Below are 21,250 nucleotides of genomic sequence, written 5' to 3'. Positions count from 1 at the left end.
TCACTGCAGGTCGTTGCTGAGGGCTATGACGGCGCGCGCGACCGCAAGGACTCCGTTCCAGCCGGTGGCTGAATGGTCGTCGGTCAGCTTGCGGACCTCGGTGCCTCGGGAGAGGAAGAAGCCGCGGGCGTCGTCGTGAACCTCGATCATTGCGTAAGGCTCATCGGGCTCGTTCGCGAGCACCGAGATCTCCAAGCCCGGCACGAGCCCGGATTCGCGTAGACCGTAGACAACCTGCTGGACGGTAGTAACGAACTCCGGGCGCCGAAGGAGCGGCAGGTGGTCGTCGTCGAAGGTCTCAGGGTCTACGAGTGGCTCGCCGGTCGGTGAACCTGCGGCGTCTCCCAGAGCACGGCTGAGTACCTCATCGGAGAAGGCAAGCACGGGACCGAGTTCCTCAACGGAGATGATGCGGCGTTCACTATGCGGTTCGACATCGCCGGCGTCAGCGGCGGCGTCAGCAAGGCTCACCGCCTGGACGACGGTCACGGTGCGGGCCTCATCCAGGCGAAGTCGCGCACCACGGGGGTCGCGGTGCTGGTCGCCGGGGTCCAGTTCGGAGATGACACGGTATTGGGGCATGTCAGACCTGAATCCTGATGGGTGTGGTGTGAGCGGCGGACGAGGAAGCAGCTTCGGCGTTCGCGGCGCGGTGTTCCGCCCAGGCCTGGACGGTCTTGTCGAGGGCGTAGCAGGCGGTGATGAAGCTGCTGTCGTAGTCGGACAGGTCCCATTCCCAGGTGTCCTGGCCGAGGTAGTCGTCGTGGTCGTTGAGCCACTGGTGCGCGTCCTCGCGGCAACTCTCGACCTGGCGGGCATCGTCGATCAGTTCCTGCCGGCGTTCGGCCGGCGAGGTCTCGGGGATCGGCAGCCCGAAGTACTGCTCTTCGTCGGCCGAGTCGCCGTCGATGTCCAGGTGCGCGAGAGCCGATTTCTGGCGCTGGTGCTCGAGGTAGTCCTCGTAGTGGACGCCGTTGCGCGCGGTGACTCGGCGGGCGACTTCCACGGTCTTCTCGTACTCGATCTGGGCATCGAGCCCAAGGACTGAGTCCTCCTGAAGAGTGTGCGTGACGTACCTGAGGAAGATGTTGTGGGAGTACTTTCGAACGCCGTGATAGCAGTCCCGTCCGACGATCTTCTCCGCCCAATAGGCGAAATCGATCGATGGTGCACCGTCGGAATAGTGGCTGCGGTGGCCGGCGCGGTTGAAGAAGTCGAGCATGTCCTCGATGCGCGCGAAGACGAACCCGGAAGCGAGGTCGCCGGATGTGGCCAGGTGCCCAGGCCACGTGACGACATCCCAGCTCCAGATACCGCCCATCTGCGGGTCACGCATCCGCAGATGCCGGTAGAGACCGTCGTCATGGACGACGGTGAGCTCGTGCCCGGCAGTGTAATTGAGGAAGTTCAGGTACGTCTGGGCATACGGGTTCTCGGGCTTTTCATCAACCATGGCTGACCTTTCATTGTTCATGGTCGAAGGACCGACCGGCTCCGGGCCAACGACAACTCATCGCAGACGTCCAGTTCCGCTGCTTGGCGCGTACGCCGGAGAGGGGCATCCACCCGAATCGCCGCGCTCGCTTTGTAACCGGCCGGGCCGGCAGGACGGAATCGACCGACAGCGACCGTCTCGTCAGCTCCGTGCACCCGTCCACAAGAACAGTTGCGCTTGGTGTTGCGAGTTCCGCTGCGGCTTGCGGTGCCGTGCTCCCGTCCGCAGGGGCACTTCTTCCACGTGTAGTCCGGCAGGAGTTCGGCCGTGACCTCGGCATTGCTGGTGTCCATGGGTGCTCCTCTGACTGGGGCGACCGGCCCAACCTGTATCGACTGGTCGCGCCGGCGGCCGATCCTCTGTGGAATCCAGCAGCTCAGGGCGGTCCGAGCTCAGTTCCGCTTCCGGCGACACGCTGTATCAAGACGACAGTCCAGATGCTTCGATAGCGGCACCGCTGGTGTTACGGTCCTACCGCTAAGACTCGGACCGAGAGCTGAGATCTGGCTGCGACGCCCCCGGACGGCCCGTAGCTGGAGTTGAGGGCAGGGACCATGCCCATCTCGTTGTGAAGGCGACCTTGCTGCACACGGCTACGACACCCCATTGCCTGTCCGGGCGGGCTAGATGGGATAACCATGTCTCGCTACATCGGTCGCACTGCTCGTCTTCGCGTCTCGTACACGCAGGAGCCCAAGTGGCTGGCCGCGCGAAACCTCGCCCGGGACGATTCACATGGTCTCGATGTCTGCACCCCTCAGCAGCGCGAGCTCAGGTTCTTCCTCGGCATGCTCTTCTTGAACCAGAACGAGAAGATCGCTGCGAGGCAGGGTGATCTGGCGGTCTGTGCCAGCTGCGAGATCCTCCGCGAGAACATCGTCATCTCCCCGTGGCATAACGAGCTGGTGCTGCTGAGTGACATCCACCAGCACCTCATCCAGAAGATCCTGCCCAGAGGCGGCGCCGGCTCAGTGTCAGGAATCCCTGGCCTGCGCTGCTACGACGCAGACGAGTACGGCCGGTGGTACCGGTTCCTGCATCTGCCCACTGGCGGATTCCTCCGCCTGCAAGGCACGCAGAAAGCAAAAGACGTCTACACAATGCCAACCGCGGCCGGTAACGGCTACGACTGGCCGCGACGGTGGAATACAACCGACGCGAGTGAGCCGTTGACACCCGGCGAGGCGAAGATCGCGGCAGCTATCCCTGCGGCGGACCCAGACCTGCAGACGCTCGTCGCGGGCATCGTGGTGCGGCTGACCAGCCAGCATCCCGACTCTGCCTGGGCCCTTGGCTCCCTGCTGTGGGATCCACTGCAGCGTGACCGCTCGGGCTCATTCCCCCGGCTACGGCGCACCTTGTGGATGACGAAGGGCCAGTGGAACCTCGCGTTCAACGGCCCGATCCCTGTCGAGGACATCGCGTCAGCGCTCACCGATCCAGATATTGGAATCCCCGGCGCCTACATCGGCGATCCATCGGGGCCCACTGCCGTGACCCTTGGATCCGCAACCTTGCATATCCGGAAGTTTCGCCCGTCAGACAAAGACCGCCACTGGCTACCGCCAGCGGGCACGACCCTCAATTCAACCCATCACCCAGATCAAGAGCGGAACAGCAAAATGGACCTGGCAACCCACATCCACGAGAGCAACCCCGACATCGTTACTGGAACCGAGCTGTCGCCGAACGAGCTGTACAACAAGACCTTCATGGCAACGCCGGCGGCGCTGCTGCTCGGACAGGTGGGCACGGTGCTCCGGACCTCGCTGTTCAGCGATCGTACGAGAAGACAGTGGATGGACATGTGGCAAACGACCACAGACATCGCACGATTTGAGTGGATCAACGGTCCGGAGATACCCGATGTCGTCACGCGACTAGCCGCCAAAGACTACAGCGACGGCGAATTCGGGGGCGTCCCAGGGCTGCGCATCGAGAGCTGTGGTGAGTATCAGGCTGAGATGATCTGGTACGGCGAAAAAGAGCCGGTGATACTTCATCTGTCGCGCATTACGTCACGCCGAGCCCCGCAGGCTGAGCAAAGCGGGTGCCGCCCTGGATGCGTCGGATCGCCATCAACCGGCTCTGTTGTTCAGGCTGGGGACTAACCCTAGGGGTGAGGCGATGCCCGTCGGGCGGTAGACGCCGTGTGCTTCGTCGAGTACGGACTCGGTCAGCGCAATCGTGGCCGGCATGAGGAACGTCGCCACAAGGGCGGCCAAGCGCTGCTCGTCGCAGAGTACGAGGTCAGGGATCTGCCCCGGGGAGGCGAAGAAGTGCTCGGCGCGGTCGACGAGGCTGGCCGTACGGGAGTCCCGGTTGGGGAAGTGTTCGGCAATCATCTGGCCAGGACCGTAGACAGTGATGACTGAGTAGAGCACCTGAGGCGTTTCTGCCCGCCTCGAGGTCACATGCTGGTAGCTCCGCCTGGAGGTGGTGCATTCGTAGACTTGGATGTCCCATCGGCGGCACAGTTCCGCGATTTTGTTGATGATCGTGTCGGGGTTGGTGCTTGCATGAGCGTGATGCAGTTCGTGGATCATGGAGGCACGCTCTGGAGTGATCGCGCCGGCCAGGAGATCAGAGCTGGTCAGGACACCGATGCATTGGTCCAGTCGTTTCTCACGCGTCTCGTAGTGACCGCGAAAGATGATCCGATTGTCGTGGCAGATGATCAGGTCGTAGGTGGCGTGGGGGCTCTCGATGAATTCGCCGGACTCAACATGGGCGCCGATGGCTGTCACAGCGAACTCCCTTGGCTGCTTCGTTGGTTGGATGGGGAACACCGCGGAGGTAGGCGTGATCGCTGAACGAGGTACCCACCTCTGCGGTGTGTGAAGGACGCGTGTCGTCAGACGGCTTGGGCGACCGTGGAAAAGTCGCCGAACGCACCGGGATCGGTGCCGTCGTCGTCCAGAAGATCCGGATCGACGCCGGCTGCACGTGCAGCGGTCTGGGCGTCGCGCTTGGTGAGCAGGCTGACGATCTGCGCGTAGCTGCTCTCGATCGGCGGGTTCTTCACCGTGCCGTAGGACAGGATGTATTCAGTCTTCTTGGCGCGGGTGAACGCGACGTAGAACTCGCGACGGCTCGCCTGGGTCGTCGCGGCGCCTTCCTTGTGCAGGACCACGACGTTGTCGAACTCCATGCCCTTGGCACCGTGGATCGTCGAGACCACCAGGTCGGCGTCGGACTCGGCGTTCTTTGCTTTGCGGTCGCGGTTCTTCTGGTTCACCAGCGACTGGCGCACTGCGTTGTGACGGATCTCGAACGACAGCAGGCTGTCTCGCAGTCGCTCGAAGAAGTCGCCGCGCGTGAGTGCTCCTTGCTGGTGAAGCTGTTCCCACCCGCGGATGATGACAGCGTTCTCGAGCCACCACTTCTGCACCATGCCGATGACCGCGAAGGAGACTTTCTGGTTGCCGGCGTTCTTGGTCAGCTTGTCCAGGTTGTCCTTGATGCCTTGGGTCACCACGAACGAGGCGTCGGGAGGCTGGACCTGGAGGACGTCGTTCCAGTACAGCTTGATGTATTTGGAGAAGACATCGGTCGCAAAGACTCTGTCGCTGACGAGCGACGCGACATGCCGTTGGGGGTAGACCTGTTCGAGCGCAGTCTGGATCACGGTCACCTCGCGACGCGAGTAGGCCAGGAAGCACACCTGTTCGCCGCGGGCCAGGCAAGCATCGACGTAGCGCGAAATGGTGCGGCCTACGATGCCGGCCAGATCCTGGGCGACGAATGATGTCAGCTTCGGCACGGCGCGGTAGTCGAGCGTGACCTTTTCCTGGAAGGATTTCGCCGTCGGGACTGCCAGGGAGTTGGCCTGCAGCTGGATGCCGGCGAACTGGTTGGTTTCCAGATCGCCGAGTACGACGTTGGCGAAGTCCAGGATCTCCTGGTTGGACCGGTAGTTGGTCGTCAACTTGAAGGTCGTGAACACTCCCGAGCCTTCCAGGGTGTTGAGTGCGCGCGGGTTCGCCGACCGGAACTCGTACAGGGTCTGGCTGGCGTCGCCGACGATGAACAGGGACTGGGCGTGTTTGGTGATGTACTTCAGCAGGTAGATGAACTCGAAGATCGAGTTGTCCTGCACCTCGTCGATGATCAGGTACTTGCACTGCACGTTGGTCGGCTCGAGCATGGTGTCGATCCGCTGGTAGCAGATGATGATTTCCAGCTCGAGCGAGGTTTGCTTGATCATGTCGAGCAGGGCGATGACCTCATCGAAGTGGTTCTCGATGTAGGTGTTCAGGGCCGTGAACGCGCCTGTCTTGTTCTGGTCGACCTCGAGCAGTCGTAGCCGGAATCCGGCAGCGAAGTCGCTGGTCGGGTAGAAGATGTCGATCGAGTTGATGATCGTGTCGATACTGGACAGCTCGTGCATCGGGTGATTGAGCTGGTAGATGTCGTTGATCATCCGGGCGATGGTCATCGATCCGACGTCGGGGTTCTTCGCGGTGATGTTGTCGGCTGCAGCGTTGGTGAAGCTCAGCACCGTGACGTCGGAGGCGGCAACACCGCAGCTCCCGAGGTACTTGATGCGTTCGAGGATCACGGTGCTCTTGCCGGTTCCTGCGCCGGCCTGGACCATCACGAGCGGTTCGTGGGTCGTGAGGGCAGCGCGCTGCTGGACCGACAGGTGTGCCGGCATGACCGGGGCCAGGCCCGGCGCGGCGACGGTGGTCAGCTGCGACTTCATTCCTTCGAGGTGGAACAGCGTGTGACTCATCAGCAGGTTGAGGTTCTGCTTGGATAATGCCGCCGCGGTCTCGTTGTCGAAGGTGGTCTCGATCTTCTGATGGATCGAGCGGTAGGCCTCGAGGGGGACGTTGTAGTTTTCCAGGTAGCGCAGCTGCACGGCGAGGGCGTTGAGGTGCTGCTTCGTGGGCGAGGCCGGAAGACCGTCGATGTAGGCGAGGATCTCTTCGGCGATCACTTCGGAGTCCCAGATTTCGGCCTGACGGGTGATGCGGTCGTGGATGTTGAACTCGTTCGTCAGCCAATCGACCAGTAGGTCAGGGTTTCGGTGGGTCAGGCCGATCGCTCGCAGGACCTCGGTCACGAAGGCACCCGCGTTGTCCATCGGGCTGTTGTCCCAGCTCACGAAAGCAGCGGCGGTGTGATGTCCGGGACCGGACGTCGTCGAGACGATCGGCGTACGCTCGGGCTCGGCGTGGCCCTTCCTGAAGAAGTACAGCTCCATCCGGTACTGGACGACGAAGTCGCGGCTCATCTTCGGAGCGCCGTTCGCGCCGCCGCCGTTCGCGTCTTCGACGAGCTTGGCCCCCTGCGGCGTCATGTCGAAGGCGACGTCCCAGTCTGTCGAACCGGTCTCGACAGCACACCGGTCCTGGTCCTGCGGAGTGGCGAGAGTGAAGGAGCCGCCGGCCTCGGTGAGTGCGCGGCGCAGCACCGGCGCGAACGGAATGCTGGCGGTCGTGATGCCGTGCTGGGTGGAACTCGACTTGACCTCGATGTGGTCGATGGTGCCCGCGGCATGGGCACTGTTGCGGGAGGTGCTGGCCGGGCGCAGGTCGCCGCGGAGCAGGCCTGTCTTGTGTTTGCCGTTGCCGGTGAGCTTCGAGGAGAAGAACTTCGGGTCGACCACCTTGACGGTGGTCGGCATCGTGAGATCGATGTCGTCAAGTAGGAGAGGCATTGTGCGCGCTTTCTGTGATCCGGCGAGAAGGGGCTGGAAGGCATGCCGCATGGCATCGGCGTGCTGCGCGAAGAGGGGCCGGTGATGTTCCTTCCTGCTTGTGAAGGCGCAGGCGGTGACCACTGGGTGCGACTCGGCGAGCCGAGCCGCGAAGGGTTCGCGAAGAGGTGGGCAGATGCCTCGTGTTCCCACCCGTCGGGGCCGTGAGGCCCCGGGCACCGCGCGCCGAAGGCAGCGCGCGGTGGATTGCGCCAGGACCGCGCACGTACCCGAGAGTCCGGACTGTTGCTTTCAGCTGATGTTCAGTCGCTGAGCTCGGGGTCGTCCGGGGCGGGAGCAACTTGCTGTGCCGCGGTGATCGGAGGTGTCGTCTGTGCGGCAATCAGGGCGTCTTCGATCCAGACCCTGATTGCACGCGCGGCGGGACGAGCCCCATGGCTGGGTACGAAGGTTCGCTCGGACATGGCAGACAGCTCAGCGTCCGGGAGCGCTGCGGGGAGGACGTGGTTGAGCCGAGGCTTAGCGTCGACGGCTTGTCCCCGCTGATGCGCGTAGTGCGCGGTCAGGACGTCGCGGTAGGTCTGCTCGTCGATGGGGTTGAAGCCGACGATCGTCGAGAAGCGGCCGAGCAGCTCGGTGTCGAAGAACTGCGCGAGTGCTGCCTTGAGACTGCGGTTCGAAACGGCCTTCGGGCTACCGCCGAAGCCGACCTGCTGGCCGTCAAGGACGTCGCGGGCGGCGTTGGTTGTCGCGATGACGAACGCCTTGGAGAAGTCGATCCGCTTGCCTCGTGCCGTGGTGATGAAGCCCTCGTCGAGGGCCTGAAGGAACAGGCGTTGCACTGCTCGGTCGGCCTTCTCGAACTCGTCGAGCAGGATGACCCTGTGCGGATTGGATTCGAGTGAATCGAACGGCAGTTCGGCGTTCGAGTCCGACCCGATGTAGCCGGGAGGCGCGCCGATGATCCGGGAGATGGACGAGTCGTGGTGATACTCGGTCATGTTCAGCACGATCGGCTCCTGGCCGGCCAGGTGCTCGGAGATCACCTTGGCGGTCTCGGTCTTGCCGACCCCGGAAGCGCCGGCGAACAGCCAGGCCACTGGTGCTGTGCGCGGGAACACCTCCAGCTGCTCACGCGCGATCTGGTCGACCAGGGTGGTGAGCACGGAGTCCTGGCCTTGCAGCCGCTCGGTCAGAGCGGCGCTCAGCAACGCGACGTCGAAGACGTTCTTCATCGCGTTGCCGGTGACAAGCTGACGAGCAACGTCGACAACCCGGGTCTCGGTGAGCGGCACGCACGGGATCGCTTGGAGTGCCTGCACGGCTGCGGCATCACCGGCCGCACTCGCCACAGCAATGAGCCGTTTCTGCTCGAGGACTCGGTTGGCCATCGCCCGGTCCAGCAGCGTGATCGCGTTGTCGGGTCGGTGGGATCCCAGGTGCGAGTTCGCGTCGGCTATCCGGACCACGGTGGCCAGAACGTCGTCGGTGACGCTGATCTGGTACCCGTAGTGAGCCAGCAGGCCGGGCCGGATCTTCTCCAGCACGGTGCCTGTCTGCTCGGGCGTGATTTCGTCGACGATGAGCCGGGAGAAGCGGCGTTTGAACGCGGGGTCGTCGTCGAGAGAGCGTGCCTCCTGCATGGTCGTGGCACCGATGACGATCATGTCGCCGCGTGCCAGGGCGGGCTTGAGGATCTGCGCGACTTTCCCGTAGGTGCCACCGTCGGATCTGGTGGTGAGCTGATGGATCTCGTCCATGAACAAGATGACCTTGTTCGCGGGATCCGAGGCATAGGTGACGACCGCCTTCACCTTCTCCTCGAGCGCACCCACCAGCGAGGATCCGGCGACGAGATTCGAGAGCGGTAGCTCGTAGACCGTGTGGTTCCTGAGCCGATCCGGGATGAGGGTGTCGCCGAGGGCAATGCGCCGGGCAATGTCTTCGACGATTTTGGTCTTGCCGACACCGGCGGGACCGACCAGCAGCGCGTTGGGCTTGGTCCTTCCGATGAGTATCGAGAGCATCTGCTCGATCAGCCGGTCGCGGAACAGCGTGGGCTCGGCGTTTCGGTACTTCTCGTTGTAGTCGATGAGCATCTCTTCAACGACATTGCCGTTGGTGTCCTCGTCGTCTCCGATGGGCAGACCGACAGCGAAGCCGGACGGGCCACCGGGTCCACTCGGCGAACCCGTGTCATCGTCGGGACGGCCTGTGAAGTTCTGGAGGCCCATTGATCGTGCTCCTTCGCGGGTGAAATGTGGCGAGACGGGACGACGGTGCCGCCCGAGTGGGCAGCACCGTCGTTGGGGAGCGAAGGCTCAGGCGATCATTCCCAGCAGTCGTTGCGCGGTGGCCGCGTCGATGTGCTGCATGGCCCTCGTGAACTGTTTCGCGTTGCTGACCATGGAGTCCCAGTCCATGGCTCCGCAGGGCGCGTAGTAGAGGTTGGCTGGGTGGTCCTCACGGGTCGAGGGTGGAGTCCACTCGAAGTCGGTGATGACCAGACTCAGCCGGCGTTTGCGGACCGCGCTGGCGTTGATGTAGCGCCAGATCTGGAGGTAGTCGGTTCCGCCGTTGACTTTCGGGACCCTGCGGAACTCCCGCCAGATGTGGGTGACGGATTTGTTCTCCACCTTCAGCAGCGTCTCCTGCGAGAGCACGCTGCTGAACGAGTTGAAGTACAGATTGACGTTGAGCTTCTTCGCGATCCGGATGAGCATCAGCACCGCCTCCTGATAGTTCGCCTCACTGATCGACCCGGAGGTGTCGACGTAGAGGTGGAGATCGGGCAGGTAGCTCACGCTGGTGATCCGACCGGCCTTGTTGAAGTCGTCGGGATCACGGCGGTTCGCCTTCAGAAATGTCGTCTTCGACCTGCGGAAGATGTTCTGTGACCGATTGACCTTGCCCATCCGTTTCAGCACCCGGGTGAGCGCTGCGAACAGGTCGACCTTCGAGGGCGGCTGTTTGCGGAACATCACCCGGGCGGCCCGGCCTGTCGGCCAGCCGGTCTGCTGTGCGCCGGCCAGAACCTTGGCCCGGGCTGTCGCGCGCTGCAGGGTCGTGAGCTTCGACAACGCTTGATTTGAGACGACCTTCACCGGCGCAGCTAGTGCCTGGTTGATGATCATCCACTCGGCGGTGATCTTGTTTGCACGCGCCCGGGCATGCGCTTCAACGTTCACCAGCACGAGCGACCGCGGGCAAAACAGCTCTCCGATGGTGAAGGCCAAAACCCCGGACGTGCAGCCTGTTGCCACTCCCTGCTGGAGGTGCGCACCCGCACGCTGCTGTTCGACGTAGAGCATCAGCATGTGCACGATCACCCGCGCGAACGAGAATTCGTCGTTGCCGTCGGCATCGTCGACGCGCAGCTGAAGCGACTCGGTCAGGCCTTTGAGCGGCAGCGCGGCAAAGTCGCCGAGCAGCCGGACCGTCTGAACTGGCAGCGCGGCGCTCATGGCCTGAGTCTGAACAGTGAGCCAGGCCTTGAAGTCGTCGAATGCGGCTGCGGACTGGAACCAGAACCCGAGCGTGTCCGGGTGGTAGGCGTAGGCCAGGGCCGCAAAGAACTCGTTGCTGTCGCCGGATCCCGACAAGAGCGCCTTGGCAGCGGGGATCACGTCTTGGTGCGCCGTGTAGATGACCGTCCGGCTGGGCGCAGGTAGCTTGTGTGCCCGCCCTGCCTGGGCAGCGAACAGTTCGCCCACCGGCAGGGTCGTCCCCTGGTCGTAGCTGACCAGGGTCTGACCGAGGATCTCCTTCATGGTCTGCTCAGCCGACGGCTGCACGGTCTCGGCAAGGCAGGACATGAGCAGTTGCTCGATATCCGGCCCGATGTCGTTGCCGTGCGCATCGGTGATGCTCGCCGTGGCGCCGGGGTTGAGTGGCGTTCGTAGCGGGTCCACGACGACAGATCCGAGGATGGGCAGTGGATCGTAGTCACCCTTGCACGAGATCGTGTGGACTGGGTCGAGCACGGCCGGCTTCTGGTTGGTGACGGTGATTGTCATGATGGCTGGCCCCTCCTTTCGGGGTGTCCGGTGAGCAGGCCTCGATCACAGGAACGCCGAGATCATCGGCTTGACCTTTTCGGCCACCGGTGTCCCACTGTTGAGGAAGGCCTCGACGTTCTGGCTATCTGCCTGGGCAGCAGAGAGCATCTCGAACAGGGTCCGCAGATGAGCCGTCTCGATCTGGTTCGTCGCCTGGGCGAGCTGTTCGATCAGCCGGGTGTTGTCCTCGTGATCCCTGAGCGCGTAGAGCAGCGAACCGGACTTGTCAGAGTCGGTCAGGTCCGCAATCAGCGCCGACAGGTCCGTCACGGACTGTGCGGCTTTGAGCTCTGCGTAGCAGTTCGGCTTCGGGACAACAACCTGGTTGGACACCGCCTGGCCGCTACCGCTGGCAAGGTCTTCGGCGATGACCGCGACAACCTGCACAGCGAACGCCGTGTTACCCACGTGCGATTCGATCACCTCGTTCAGGACGTAGGTCTCACGGTCTCCAATCGTCGTCGGCGTGGCCAGGTAGCGCGACAGCTGGTCACGGGTGGCCTTGTTCAGCCAGCGCGACAGGTTGTCGATCGTTCGCGGCGTCGTCAGCTGGTTCATCTCCTCGCCGGAGTCGAACAGCTCGGCGAATGACGACGTGGTGGCATCGTCGTCATCGTCGGGCCCGTCAGTTGCGGCGATGCCCGACATAGCCTTCTGGAAGACGAGTGCCGGATACTGCGTCAGGACCTTCCTCACCCACGGGTTGAGGTCGTCACCGAGGATGTTCATGAGCGTCGCGGCCTCGGGTTCGACCCGGTAGATCGAGAAGCGGGACAGGCTCGCCTCGTCGAGCGTGGTGACGTTGCCCTTGTCGTTGCCGGCCACGATGATGCGGACGTTCTTCGGCAGTTCGACGTGCCCCATGCAGCGCAGCGTGACCAAGGTCAGCGCGCCCGACGTAACGTCGGCGGTTGTTCGATTGATCTCGTCGAGGAACAGAATCGGCCACTCGCGCGGGTTCGCCTCGGCATAGTCGATGCAGTCCTGGATGACGTGGTGGGGGTAGAAGACCTGCTTGTAGGACCCCCCATTGGTCGGCACGAGGCGCGCACCCGTGAGATCTGCCTTGTCGGCGAGCTGGTTGCACGGCAGCACGAAGGCCCTTGTGTTCATCGAGTAGGCCAGCGCCTCGACCCAGGAGGACTTGCCGATGCCGGGCTCGCCCATCAGGGCGGGAACGATGTTCATCTCGAGGTCCTGGCGGATGATCTCGGACAGCGTGTCGTTGAAGCGCATAGTGAGGATGCTTTCTGTGGTGGGCTGACAGGGAGGTCAGGAGCCGGACGTCGGCTGGGCGACCATCGCCGCGGCGCGGTCGAGCAGGAACGGGCGCCCATTGCGGCGCTCGTTGTGCTTCGCGCGCGGTGGAATGACTTGCTGGGCCGCCTGGAACAGCAACCAGGCCTGATCGCTGCTGGAGAAGCTGCGGCCGACGGACATGTGCTCGACCAGGTGATTGAGCAGCTGATGGTGGAGCGTGCCCAGAACTGAAAATTCGTGTCGCGAGTGGTCGCCGTCGAAGTCGTCGAGAGTCTTGAACCTGCGGCGTGCGCCGGCAACCGTCTGTCTGACGATCTGTGCTCCACCCGGAATGTCCGGGGCCTCGACGCCGGTGTTGACGTCAGCGGCGGACGCTGAGGGGATTCGCGCATTCTGGGCCAGGAAGGCGTACAGGTCTTCGACCGTGGCGAACTGCCCCGCCGGCCCCGCCGTGGCACGGGCCAGGACGTCGGGTGCAGGCGGGCGACGGGTGAACGTCACCCAATGATCGAGCAAGATCTCGTACCAGCCGTGCTCCTCACGGAGCACCCGTTTGCCGGCGGCGACAGGAAACGCATGGAAGTTGTCCGGCAGCGCAGTCACGAGGTGGAAACCCAGCCCAGACATCGACTGTTCGCAGTACAGGACGGCAGGCAGTGCCAGCAGCTGGGCGGCGACCTCCGGCGGGCAATCTGGCTCGATGTCGATCACCATGAGGCCGTCGGTGAGCGCACGCAGGTAGAAGGCGGTGTTGGTAGCCGCCGGGAGCTTGTCGGTGAGCTCGTCGAGCACCACGAGACACTGCTCGTCGAGCGTCCAGGCACCTCGCAGCCAGTTGCGGTCGAGCAAGGCGCGCAGGTCGATGGGTGCTTTACGTGTGGTCGTCGGGTCGTCGGGGTCATCGCCGAGGCTGCCGGAGATCGTCCACCGGGCAGCGCCCGCAAGCGCGCGAACCGCCGGGTTGGCATAGAAGTCGGCGAACCTGATGCGGGGATCGTCAAGCGTCATCGCGATCTTTCCTGAAGGACGGCGGTGGTGTCGACGGAGCGAGCAGGCATGACGTGGCCCCTGCAGGAATGTTCGGTGCAGGGGCCACGTCGGGCGTCGGGTTTCAGCCCTGATAGGTGATCCCCGCGGTCTCGCCGGCCGGGGAGTCGTCACTCCACGGGCTTGCCGGAGCGGTCAGTGCGAACGGAGTGCCGATGGCGGAGCCGGCGTCCTTGAGCGCCGAGTTCTCCGCCTCCAGCCGCGCGAGCTTGGCCTCGAGAGTCTCTTCCTGCTGCGCCGCCGGCGCGGTTGCCTGCGAAGCGGGCGCCGAGTTGGGCGCCGCCGCGGTGGCCGGTGCGGCCTGCTGCGGCTGATGGGCCGATGGGCCAGGTAGCGCGAAGCCGTTCTCGTCGATCACGGTGCCGGTTCCGTCGTCGACGGCCGTGGCCACAGCCCCGTGCTGCTCGGCGCCGGGAGCCGCGGCCGCCTGCACACTCTGCGGCGGCGCGGCGAAGACGATGCCACGAGCGGCGAGCTCGGCAGCGTTGGTGTTGCCCACGTAGTAGCGAACAGGCTCGTTGACGATCACCTGATCGAGCGACAGCCCGCGGTTGGAGTAGCCCTTCGGCTTGTAGACGCGCAGCACCAGAGTCACGTCGAGGCCCTGGGCCAGTTCCCGGCCGGAGTCGTCCTGGACCACCTTGCCGTCATCGCCGGGGATTGCGATGCCCGGCAGGCTGCCCTTGCTGTCGATTGAGTAGTTCGCACCGGTATCCGGGTGCTTGGCAGAGGCGAAGCGTCGCTCGGCGACGTAACGCTCCTCCACCGTGGGATTGGCCGGGTCCTTGCAGATCAGCTCGGCCTGGGTGATGAGCGCCGTAGTGTGAGGCTTCCCAACGGCAATCCCCCCGCTCTGGACCTTACGCGCGTCGGATGCCTCGAGCTGGGCACCGTCGATGAGGCGGGTCAGTCGGGAGAAGCCGAGCTTGCCGCGGATGAGGACGATTTCCCCCTCGCTGAGCTGGGTGGCAGAGATTGAATAGTTGGCCATGATGGCGCTCCTTCTAGGTGTTTCGCTGGTCTGGGTCTTCGAGCAGGGAGCCCGTCGGAGCTCAGCTACTGCCGCGTCGATCTCGGCTCAGATCGGGTGACCTGGCGCTATCGGGGAACTGGACCGCCTCCCGGCTCAGGCGAACCTCAGCCGGCTTGGCGTCCAGCAGCGTTGGAGAAAGCCAACGGCAAGTGGGGACCTGGGAGAGGCAGGTCCGACGCCGATGGTCGACGTCCTTCAGGTCTCGGGCAGGTACATGCAGCTCGGCGATCAGGAGCCGCAGTCAGTGCGCCGGCCGCGGCTGGTAGCACTCGGAGCCTGGGCTTGATCTAGGCGGCGGTCTTCACTGCTGGCTTCCCGCTGCGGCCGACGAGCTCGGTGCCCATGGCAAGAGTCATGTCAACAAGGCGTCGCTACGCGGGTTCCGGGGAGGGCTATCGCCGGCGCCTGTCGGTCAGCGCGTCATGCGCCATACCGTCCGTGACGAACTGCCGGCACCACTTGAGCGTGCGATGCTCGAACACCGGCTCAGTGTTGGGTGATAGGTACACGCCCCAGAGCCTGGCTCGGCGCTCGACACGGAACCCGTCGATCTCCCAGAAGCCAGGCCCGATACACCGCTCGTCCATGGCTGTTCCTTCGTCCGGCATTCACGGGGTGAGGGGCATCGACACCCGCGCATCGGACGACTGTCCGGCGTGATGGCAGCGGGTGATGGAGGAGCAATCCGGTATGCCGCCGCAAGCTTGCGGGCGTGGACCACTCGGCCGGCTCTGATGCCGCACCACATCGCACCCGAGACCGACGTCAGTCGGTCCGCTGCAACCGTCCACATTCATCCGGACGTTGTCGACAGCATCCTCGTGCTGCTGCGGTCACCCTTTGCTCTGCCCCTGCCGGATCAGCTGCGCTGATCGTCGCAGTAGACGGCCGCACGGAGCCCGAGCCGCCCAAATGTAGGAGACCCGCCGGGCTCAGTGCATCCGGGCGGGTCTTCTGGGTCGGCAGGTGAACGGCAGCAATGGCTCTCTCACTCGGCATCAGCCTCCTCGTCGGGCTCGTCCTGGCCGAGCAGGAAGCCGCGAGCCTCGCCGCGTTTCATCAGGTCAGGCAGATGCGCGAGTACCACGGCACGCTGCGTCTTCCGGCGATCGTCGACGACGTCGTATTCCCGCACCACTTCCATGTTGACGACCCAGCCGTCCTCGCGGGCAACAACCTTCTCAAGGTCCGACCCGGGTGGGACTTCCATGTGAGTGAAGTCGTGGTCGAACTCCGACGCGACCTCCAGGCGCTGATCGGGCTCGTCGTTGTAAAGGGTGTCGCCGCTGACAACGCGGCCTTCATCGTCGAATGCCGTCAGGAAGACCCGATCGGCCAGCTTGGTGTTGTCGACGTGGACGGCCTCGACCGAGGTGTCTCTGATGAAAGCCGTCTCCTTGTTGAGACGCTCGAACACGCGGGCCCGGGCCTCATGGCACCACATAAGGCAGCGGGCCCTGTTGTAACCCTGGAATTCGCCCGGGCTGGGTGCCTCGGGCTGCAGATTGCTCATCGGCGTTCCCCCTTCACGCGCACGGTCGCGGAGTGCGGTGAAACCCGATGCAAACTCGTCGATGACCGGTTTCGTGGATCCGTTCGTTGAACCCGTCATCAGCCTGTCTGGTCCGGACCACCCGCTGACAACTGCCGTTTCGCACGGCAACCACCTCCCGTCTAGTAACCGTCTCGGCCCCCCTCCCTGCTCCCCCCACTGGCCGGTGAACCAGCAACAGAAGACTATCCACTCCTCCGGCCCATCGCGGAGGAAAATCGTGGATCTGTGGATAACTACGTCGGCACTGCTTGAGCATCGCTTCCCGACCCCCGTCGAGCTGTTCGATCGCCTGAGTGTCTCCGGGCCGGTACACACATGGGCGTGTTGTATACAGACCGCGGCACTGCCATCCACAAGATCCCCAGCTGCTGCAAGCAGCAGCCGCCCCGAGGCAGAGAGGACATGTGGAAAACCAACTCCGGAACCCTGGATGTCCTCAGCAACTAACCTCCGAATCCATGAATAGGCCGACCATCATTGCCTCCGGCAATAGACCAAATCAAGACCAATCGGTCTCGATTGCACGAACCTGCAACGCCCATACACCCGGTTGTCAACTGCCTTGAATGCACGCGCACAGGCGTCAGCACCCGCACATGCACGTGCATCCGCACGGCCATTGCCAGGTATGCGGGATACACAATCGCATCTGCCGATCCAGGCAGATTCGGCCACATTTGATCAAATGCGCAGTGAGTTTTGGCGCAAATACGGACTGTGACGGTTTGTGGAGAATTGTGAAACCGTCTCGACAGATGGCGCCGCTCATGCGCACCGGCATCCGCACCTGACTGGGCGACCTCCTGACCGCCGGACCGATCGCCAACCGTGAGTTCCGGCCCGGGCAGCCGTTCACGGAGCGCATCTGATGCACCCAGTTTCGGCACTCAGGCTATGTCGCCGGCACGCTCGTCACGGGCGATGCCCACGACGAAATATCGCATTCATGAAGGCGCGCGTGTTAGCAGTCCAGGAGCTGACAGACAGGACAGTCAGGCGCCCTTTTCGGAGGGGCATGCTGAGCGCGGTAACCACACAGGCAGCCGTCTGGCGTGCCATCGGTGACGTGCAGGAAATTGTTTTCACGGTGCCGGATGTGAGCACGCGCATCGACGATTTCCTGGGGCTCGACGAACGTAATGCTGCGAATCCCGTGCGGGCCGGCCATGTCAGAAATTGATTTCTTGAGAATTCCGCTGGCCGATAGGTCATCAGCTGAAGCCGCATCATCGAAAACGATGCCTGTATCCGCGGGCTTGGACAGCGGCAATTGATCTGAGGCCGCGTCGTCATTGTTGCTTCTGGACGTGAAGTCACGCATGGTCGCACCTCCGCTGTTGCAGGTGGTGAAGCAGGGCCAGCTGGTGAGTCATGACCAGATCACGCCTTGGTGGTTCAGGTTGGCATCGGCGCCGTCTTCGAACGGGTTCTGCCGAGCGTTGGACAGCTTGCCTCCGTGCACGGTGACGAGCGGCGCGACCGGGGCAGCGTCGGCCTCGGACAGCACTTCGTCCAGCACTGCGCGGCCGCTGTACCAACCCAACTGTGGACTGTTCAGGTTGCCTGCCCGCCAGACCCATAGGTGGCGTTGATTGCTGCCGTCGATCAATCGTGACTCGGCAGGGAAACACTCGATGGCTTCGGCATCTGACCCACACAACTCGGACTTGATCCGTTGCAGGTCTCGCCAGGTGATCGGTTCGGGCTGTCTGTCGCGGCGGCGAAACGACAGGTGGGCATCATGGGTACCTTCGAGTCCGCCCCATCGAACGGTTCGGTCGTTGCGAGTGGCGACCAGCACCATGTAGCGGCTGTTCTGCCAGACCTGCTCGCCGGTGGTGGTGTTCTCGTGCTGGACGAATCGGGTCCATCGCTGCCGGCCTCCGGCTGCTTTAGCCGGGTTGCCTGATTTTCTGGTCTTGGGCATCGTCGTGTTCTCCTGTCGGTTGCGCTGTTCGCCCGGGTCGGCTCCGCCGGCTGGGCAGAGCCGACCCTGGCGGTTGCGGCGCACGGGCTGAGCCTCAGAGCCGCAGGGTGGAGCAGAGGTCGTTGAGGTCGCTTCGGATCTCGTCGTCGAGCGCGGCGAGTAGAGCCTTGTCGACGTCGACGTACCGGAGGAGCCGGTCCTGGATCTGCCGCTTGGTGGACAAGACCCCAGGCATGCGCTCGTCTTGCGTGCCGGCGGTGATGATCCGGTAGACCTTCACCGGCTTGGTCTGCCCGGGGCGGTACAGCCTGCCGATGGTCTGCTGGTAATAGTCGAGCAGGAACGGCAGCGTGTACCAGATCAGCGTGGAGCCGCCGCGCTGGAGGTTCAGGCCGGCGCCGGCCGAAGCCGGGTGGATCAGCATCGCCGGGATGTCCTTGGCGTTCCAGCGGCGGATCATCGTGCGCGAGCCGTCGAATACCTCGGTAGGGATGCCTGTCTTGTTCAGACGGGTGTGCAGCTGTTCCTTGTCCGACTTGAAGTGATAAGCGACCAGCGCGGGTTCTCCGGCGTTCTGGCGGATCAGGTGCGAGGTCTTCTGGATCTTCTCGTCGTGGATGATCTCGTACTGGCCTTTGGTGCTCGGGTCGTCAGGGTCGGAGGTGTAGAGGGTGCCTGAGGCGAACTGCATGAGCTTGCTGATCAGCACGCCCCGGTTGTCGGCGACAACTGTGCGGACGAGGTGCTCGTCGGGTTGGTGGAGGAACTTGCCGATCGTTGCTTGGCGGAACGTCGCGTGGGCATCGCGTAGGTCGTCGCCGGTCAGTGTCGCCAGGTGTGTGCGGATCGTCTGGGCTTCGGGCTCGGCGGAGTTTCGCAGCCAGTCGGCGTAGGCGAGCTCGGCTTTCTGCAGCGCGGCTTGGCTGACGATCTGGACGATGAGGTCGCGCTTGAACTCCCGGTAGGCAGTCATCAGGTCGGGAGCTAGGCGGACGTGGACGTCCTCCACGGTGAGTGGCGGCAGCTTGATTGACGTGTTCTGGGCGCTCATCACCAGGTGTGCGATGGCCTGCTGGATTTCCTGCTCGGCGCCCCGCTTGGGCTTCCACTTCGGGGGCGCTTTGGAGTCCGGGATGACCGTCGGGGTGAACCAGCGTTCGCGGTACGCATCGATGTCGGTTCCCAGAGCCCTGCCTTGGTCGAGGAGGTAGGCCTGGCTCCACAGGCCCTCGAGGCCGTTCGGCGCTGGCGTGGCGGTGAGCTCGATCAGCCGGGTGACTGCGGGGCGCACGGCCTTGAGTGCGTTGAATCGGTTTGAGGAGTGGGATCTGAATGCGTGGCTCTCGTCGATGATGATGGTCTGGAACGGCCAGATGAGGGTCTTTTGACCGTTGAGGTCTTGGATCGGCATCTGGTCGACCAGGCCGAACCTGCATTCGGGGCAGCCGGCTCCGGAGCAGGTGCGGCAGGCGCACGACACCGATGTGATCAGCGAGGCGTTGCGTAGCTCCTGCACCCAGGTGTGAATCTTGGACTTGGCCGAGGTCGGGCGGCCGGGATCTGTGGCCGCCAGGTCGCGGTATTCGGTAACGAGTTCGTCGTAGTTGAGCATCCTTCGGGTTCGCACCAGCTGCAGGATCTGGGCCGCCTCCGCAGACATGACCGGGTCTGCCTTCTTGCTCACTACTGGTGTGATCACCTTGGTTTGCTGGGACGGCTGGGTGAGCAGATCCGCATTGATGAAGTACATGGTCGGCGGGTCGGACAGCACCTGCCGGAACCGTTGGACCCGGCGCTCGCGCGAGAGTTTCCGGTCGCGTTCGTCGACGATCAGTGACCTGGTGCGGATGTTGAAGCCTCGGTCTTCGATCTCGTCGATCCAGGTGGAGCGGGCAACCGCGATGGGGGCGATCACGAGGATGTGGCCGATGGGCCGAATGCGTTGCAGGGCACTGAGGACGGAGAGCGTCTTACCGCCGCCGACGTCTACCCAGATACCGGCGAACGGGTGGTCGACGATGAAGTCGACGGTGTGTTGCTGATGCGGCATGAGGCGCGGGGCCGAGGGCGGGGTTGTGGCGAGAGTGGTCATCGTGGGCGAGCCGCCTTGGACTGGCCGGCTGCCTCCTTTCGTCGTTGGTCTATGGAGGGCCGGCCTTGGTGCTGGTCAGCGCAGGAGTGCCCAGGCGCCGGCGAGGCAGGCCAGGGACAGGAGCCAGATGCCGACGATTGCCGGAATCGCGAGTTGCTTCTGCCTGTCCTCCTTCGCGCCGGCCTCAGGCCCAGCGTTGTGCTGTCGTTTCATTGGGATCCGGCGCATACCTGGTACTCCTGTTCAGCGTGACGACCTGATGTGCTGGATTTGCTTCCTGGTTCAGACGCCGAGGGCATCCTTGACCAGTGCGATCCGTGCCTCGGCTTCGTCGGCTCTGTTCCGCTGGCACTCGAGTTCGGCACGCAGGCTCTGGTTCTCGGCTTGCAGCTCAGCGATGGTGGTCGTCGTGCTGCGTGCCTCGCGGACGCGTTGCGGAACGAGGCTCGGGTGATCGTCTTCTTTCTCGTGCGGGCGGCGTGATGTCTTAGAGCTGGTCGTCATAGGAATTTTCGGTTTCTCTTCACACGCAAGGCGCTCGTCGGATACGACCGATGCCGGGTGCGGTCTCAGCCGGAACGTGGGTGCGCCGCTCTGGTCGAACCGGACTTCTATCGCGGCGTCCCCCGGCAGGCCGTCGGCCTGCTCGTCGAGCCACGAAGAGAACGCGCCCGCGTAGTCGTTGAATGCCTGGGCAATCGATATCGGTCTCGGTATTTCCGATGGTTCGGCGAGGGTGTCTTGTTCGGGGTCCTCGTCCAGGCGGTGCGTAGCCAGCAGCCGGCGTATCTGAGCCTTGGCGTTGCGGGACGCCCTGTTCGGAGCGGTCATGTTGCGCGGTACCGAGGCGGTCTCCGCGGTGTTGTTGCGCAGGATGCAGTGGCCTTTGGCTGAGACCCTGCCGGTGCAGCCCTGCGCGATCGCGTTGAGTATCAGATCCCTGGCGGCTTGGTCGAAGCCCAGGAGGTCGTGGTTCGTGATGCGGCCGAAGGCGGTCGTGTTTTGGCGGTTCGATCGTGTGAGGCCGCGGCTCATCGATCTGCCTTGTGTTGGTGTCTTCGGGCGGTCGCGGTCTTCATTCAGTTGTCCGCCCCTCGGGTTCGGGACCCGACTGATCG

Annotated in this window: 17 protein-coding genes; 1 reads left to right on the top strand and 16 read right to left on the bottom strand. The window is 63.8% G+C overall.

The window, feature by feature from the left end:
* Both OG394_RS29640 and OG394_RS29635 read right to left on the bottom strand, forming a co-directional pair.
* Positions 1–489, bottom strand: coding sequence for a hypothetical protein (locus OG394_RS29640; RefSeq protein WP_328990435.1), 489 nt, complete (start codon positions 487–489; stop codon positions 1–3).
* Between the two features lie 94 nt (positions 490–583).
* The gene (locus OG394_RS29635; protein ID WP_328990434.1) at positions 584–1,453 is read right to left on the bottom strand and encodes a hypothetical protein; all 870 of its coding nucleotides are present in this window, start codon (positions 1,451–1,453) and stop codon (positions 584–586) included.
* 680 nt (positions 1,454–2,133) lie between these two features.
* On the opposite strand from OG394_RS29635, the gene OG394_RS29630 reads away from it, so the two are divergent.
* Complete coding sequence (locus OG394_RS29630) at positions 2,134–3,606, top strand: hypothetical protein (RefSeq protein WP_328990432.1); 1,473 nt, start codon at positions 2,134–2,136, stop codon at positions 3,604–3,606.
* On the opposite strand, the gene OG394_RS29625 is transcribed toward OG394_RS29630, so the two are convergent.
* The 14 genes from OG394_RS29625 to OG394_RS29560 form a co-directional block, all read right to left on the bottom strand.
* A complete protein-coding gene (locus tag OG394_RS29625; protein WP_328990431.1) occupies positions 3,574–4,242 on the bottom strand; it encodes a hypothetical protein in 669 nt (222 codons plus the stop codon). The two genes, OG394_RS29630 and OG394_RS29625, sit on opposite strands and share 33 nt — an antisense overlap.
* 107 nt (positions 4,243–4,349) lie before the next feature.
* Positions 4,350–7,160, bottom strand: coding sequence for an ATP-dependent helicase (locus tag OG394_RS29620; protein ID WP_328990430.1), 2,811 nt, complete (start codon positions 7,158–7,160; stop codon positions 4,350–4,352).
* Between the two features lie 302 nt (positions 7,161–7,462).
* A complete protein-coding gene (locus OG394_RS29615) occupies positions 7,463–9,394 on the bottom strand; it encodes an AAA family ATPase (protein WP_328990428.1) in 1,932 nt (643 codons plus the stop codon).
* Positions 9,395–9,481: 87 nt separating this feature from the next.
* Positions 9,482–11,176 (bottom strand): hypothetical protein, encoded by a 1,695-nt coding sequence (locus OG394_RS29610; RefSeq protein ID WP_328990427.1) that lies wholly within the window; start codon positions 11,174–11,176, stop codon positions 9,482–9,484.
* Positions 11,177–11,221: 45 nt separating this feature from the next.
* Complete coding sequence (locus tag OG394_RS29605) at positions 11,222–12,454, bottom strand: AAA family ATPase (RefSeq protein WP_328990425.1); 1,233 nt, start codon at positions 12,452–12,454, stop codon at positions 11,222–11,224.
* 36 nt (positions 12,455–12,490) lie between these two features.
* Complete coding sequence (locus OG394_RS29600) at positions 12,491–13,486, bottom strand: hypothetical protein (RefSeq protein WP_328990424.1); 996 nt, start codon at positions 13,484–13,486, stop codon at positions 12,491–12,493.
* A 103-nt stretch (positions 13,487–13,589) separates the two neighbouring features.
* Entirely contained in the window at positions 13,590–14,516 is a 927-nt protein-coding gene (locus tag OG394_RS29595; RefSeq protein ID WP_328990423.1) for a hypothetical protein, read from the bottom strand.
* Positions 14,517–14,950: 434 nt separating this feature from the next.
* Positions 14,951–15,145, bottom strand: a complete 195-nt coding sequence (locus OG394_RS29590; protein ID WP_328990421.1) for a hypothetical protein — start codon at positions 15,143–15,145, stop codon at positions 14,951–14,953.
* Positions 15,146–15,546: 401 nt separating this feature from the next.
* Positions 15,547–16,071, bottom strand: a complete 525-nt coding sequence (locus OG394_RS29585; protein WP_328990420.1) for a hypothetical protein — start codon at positions 16,069–16,071, stop codon at positions 15,547–15,549.
* A 1,003-nt stretch (positions 16,072–17,074) separates the two neighbouring features.
* Positions 17,075–17,434, bottom strand: a complete 360-nt coding sequence (locus OG394_RS29580) for a hypothetical protein (RefSeq protein ID WP_328990419.1) — start codon at positions 17,432–17,434, stop codon at positions 17,075–17,077.
* Between the two features lie 48 nt (positions 17,435–17,482).
* Positions 17,483–18,040: a DUF7694 domain-containing protein gene (locus OG394_RS29575; protein ID WP_328990418.1), complete on the bottom strand. Its 558-nt coding sequence runs from the start codon at positions 18,038–18,040 to the stop codon at positions 17,483–17,485.
* Between the two features lie 94 nt (positions 18,041–18,134).
* Positions 18,135–20,132 (bottom strand): DEAD/DEAH box helicase, encoded by a 1,998-nt coding sequence (locus OG394_RS29570; protein WP_328990417.1) that lies wholly within the window; start codon positions 20,130–20,132, stop codon positions 18,135–18,137.
* Between the two features lie 75 nt (positions 20,133–20,207).
* Entirely contained in the window at positions 20,208–20,360 is a 153-nt protein-coding gene (locus OG394_RS29565; protein WP_328990415.1) for a hypothetical protein, read from the bottom strand.
* 54 nt (positions 20,361–20,414) lie between these two features.
* Positions 20,415–21,167 carry a hypothetical protein gene (locus tag OG394_RS29560; RefSeq protein WP_328990414.1) on the bottom strand — a complete coding sequence of 251 codons (753 nt, stop codon included), beginning with the start codon at positions 21,165–21,167 and terminating at the stop codon, positions 20,415–20,417.
* Positions 21,168–21,250 lie beyond the last annotated feature (83 nt).

This window comes from Kribbella sp. NBC_01245 (assembly GCF_036226525.1).
In the GTDB taxonomy this organism is placed as follows: Bacteria; Actinomycetota; Actinomycetes; order Propionibacteriales; family Kribbellaceae; genus Kribbella.
Note: the sequence above shows the minus strand (reverse complement) of the source record. Positions and strands in the feature narration are given on the sequence as shown.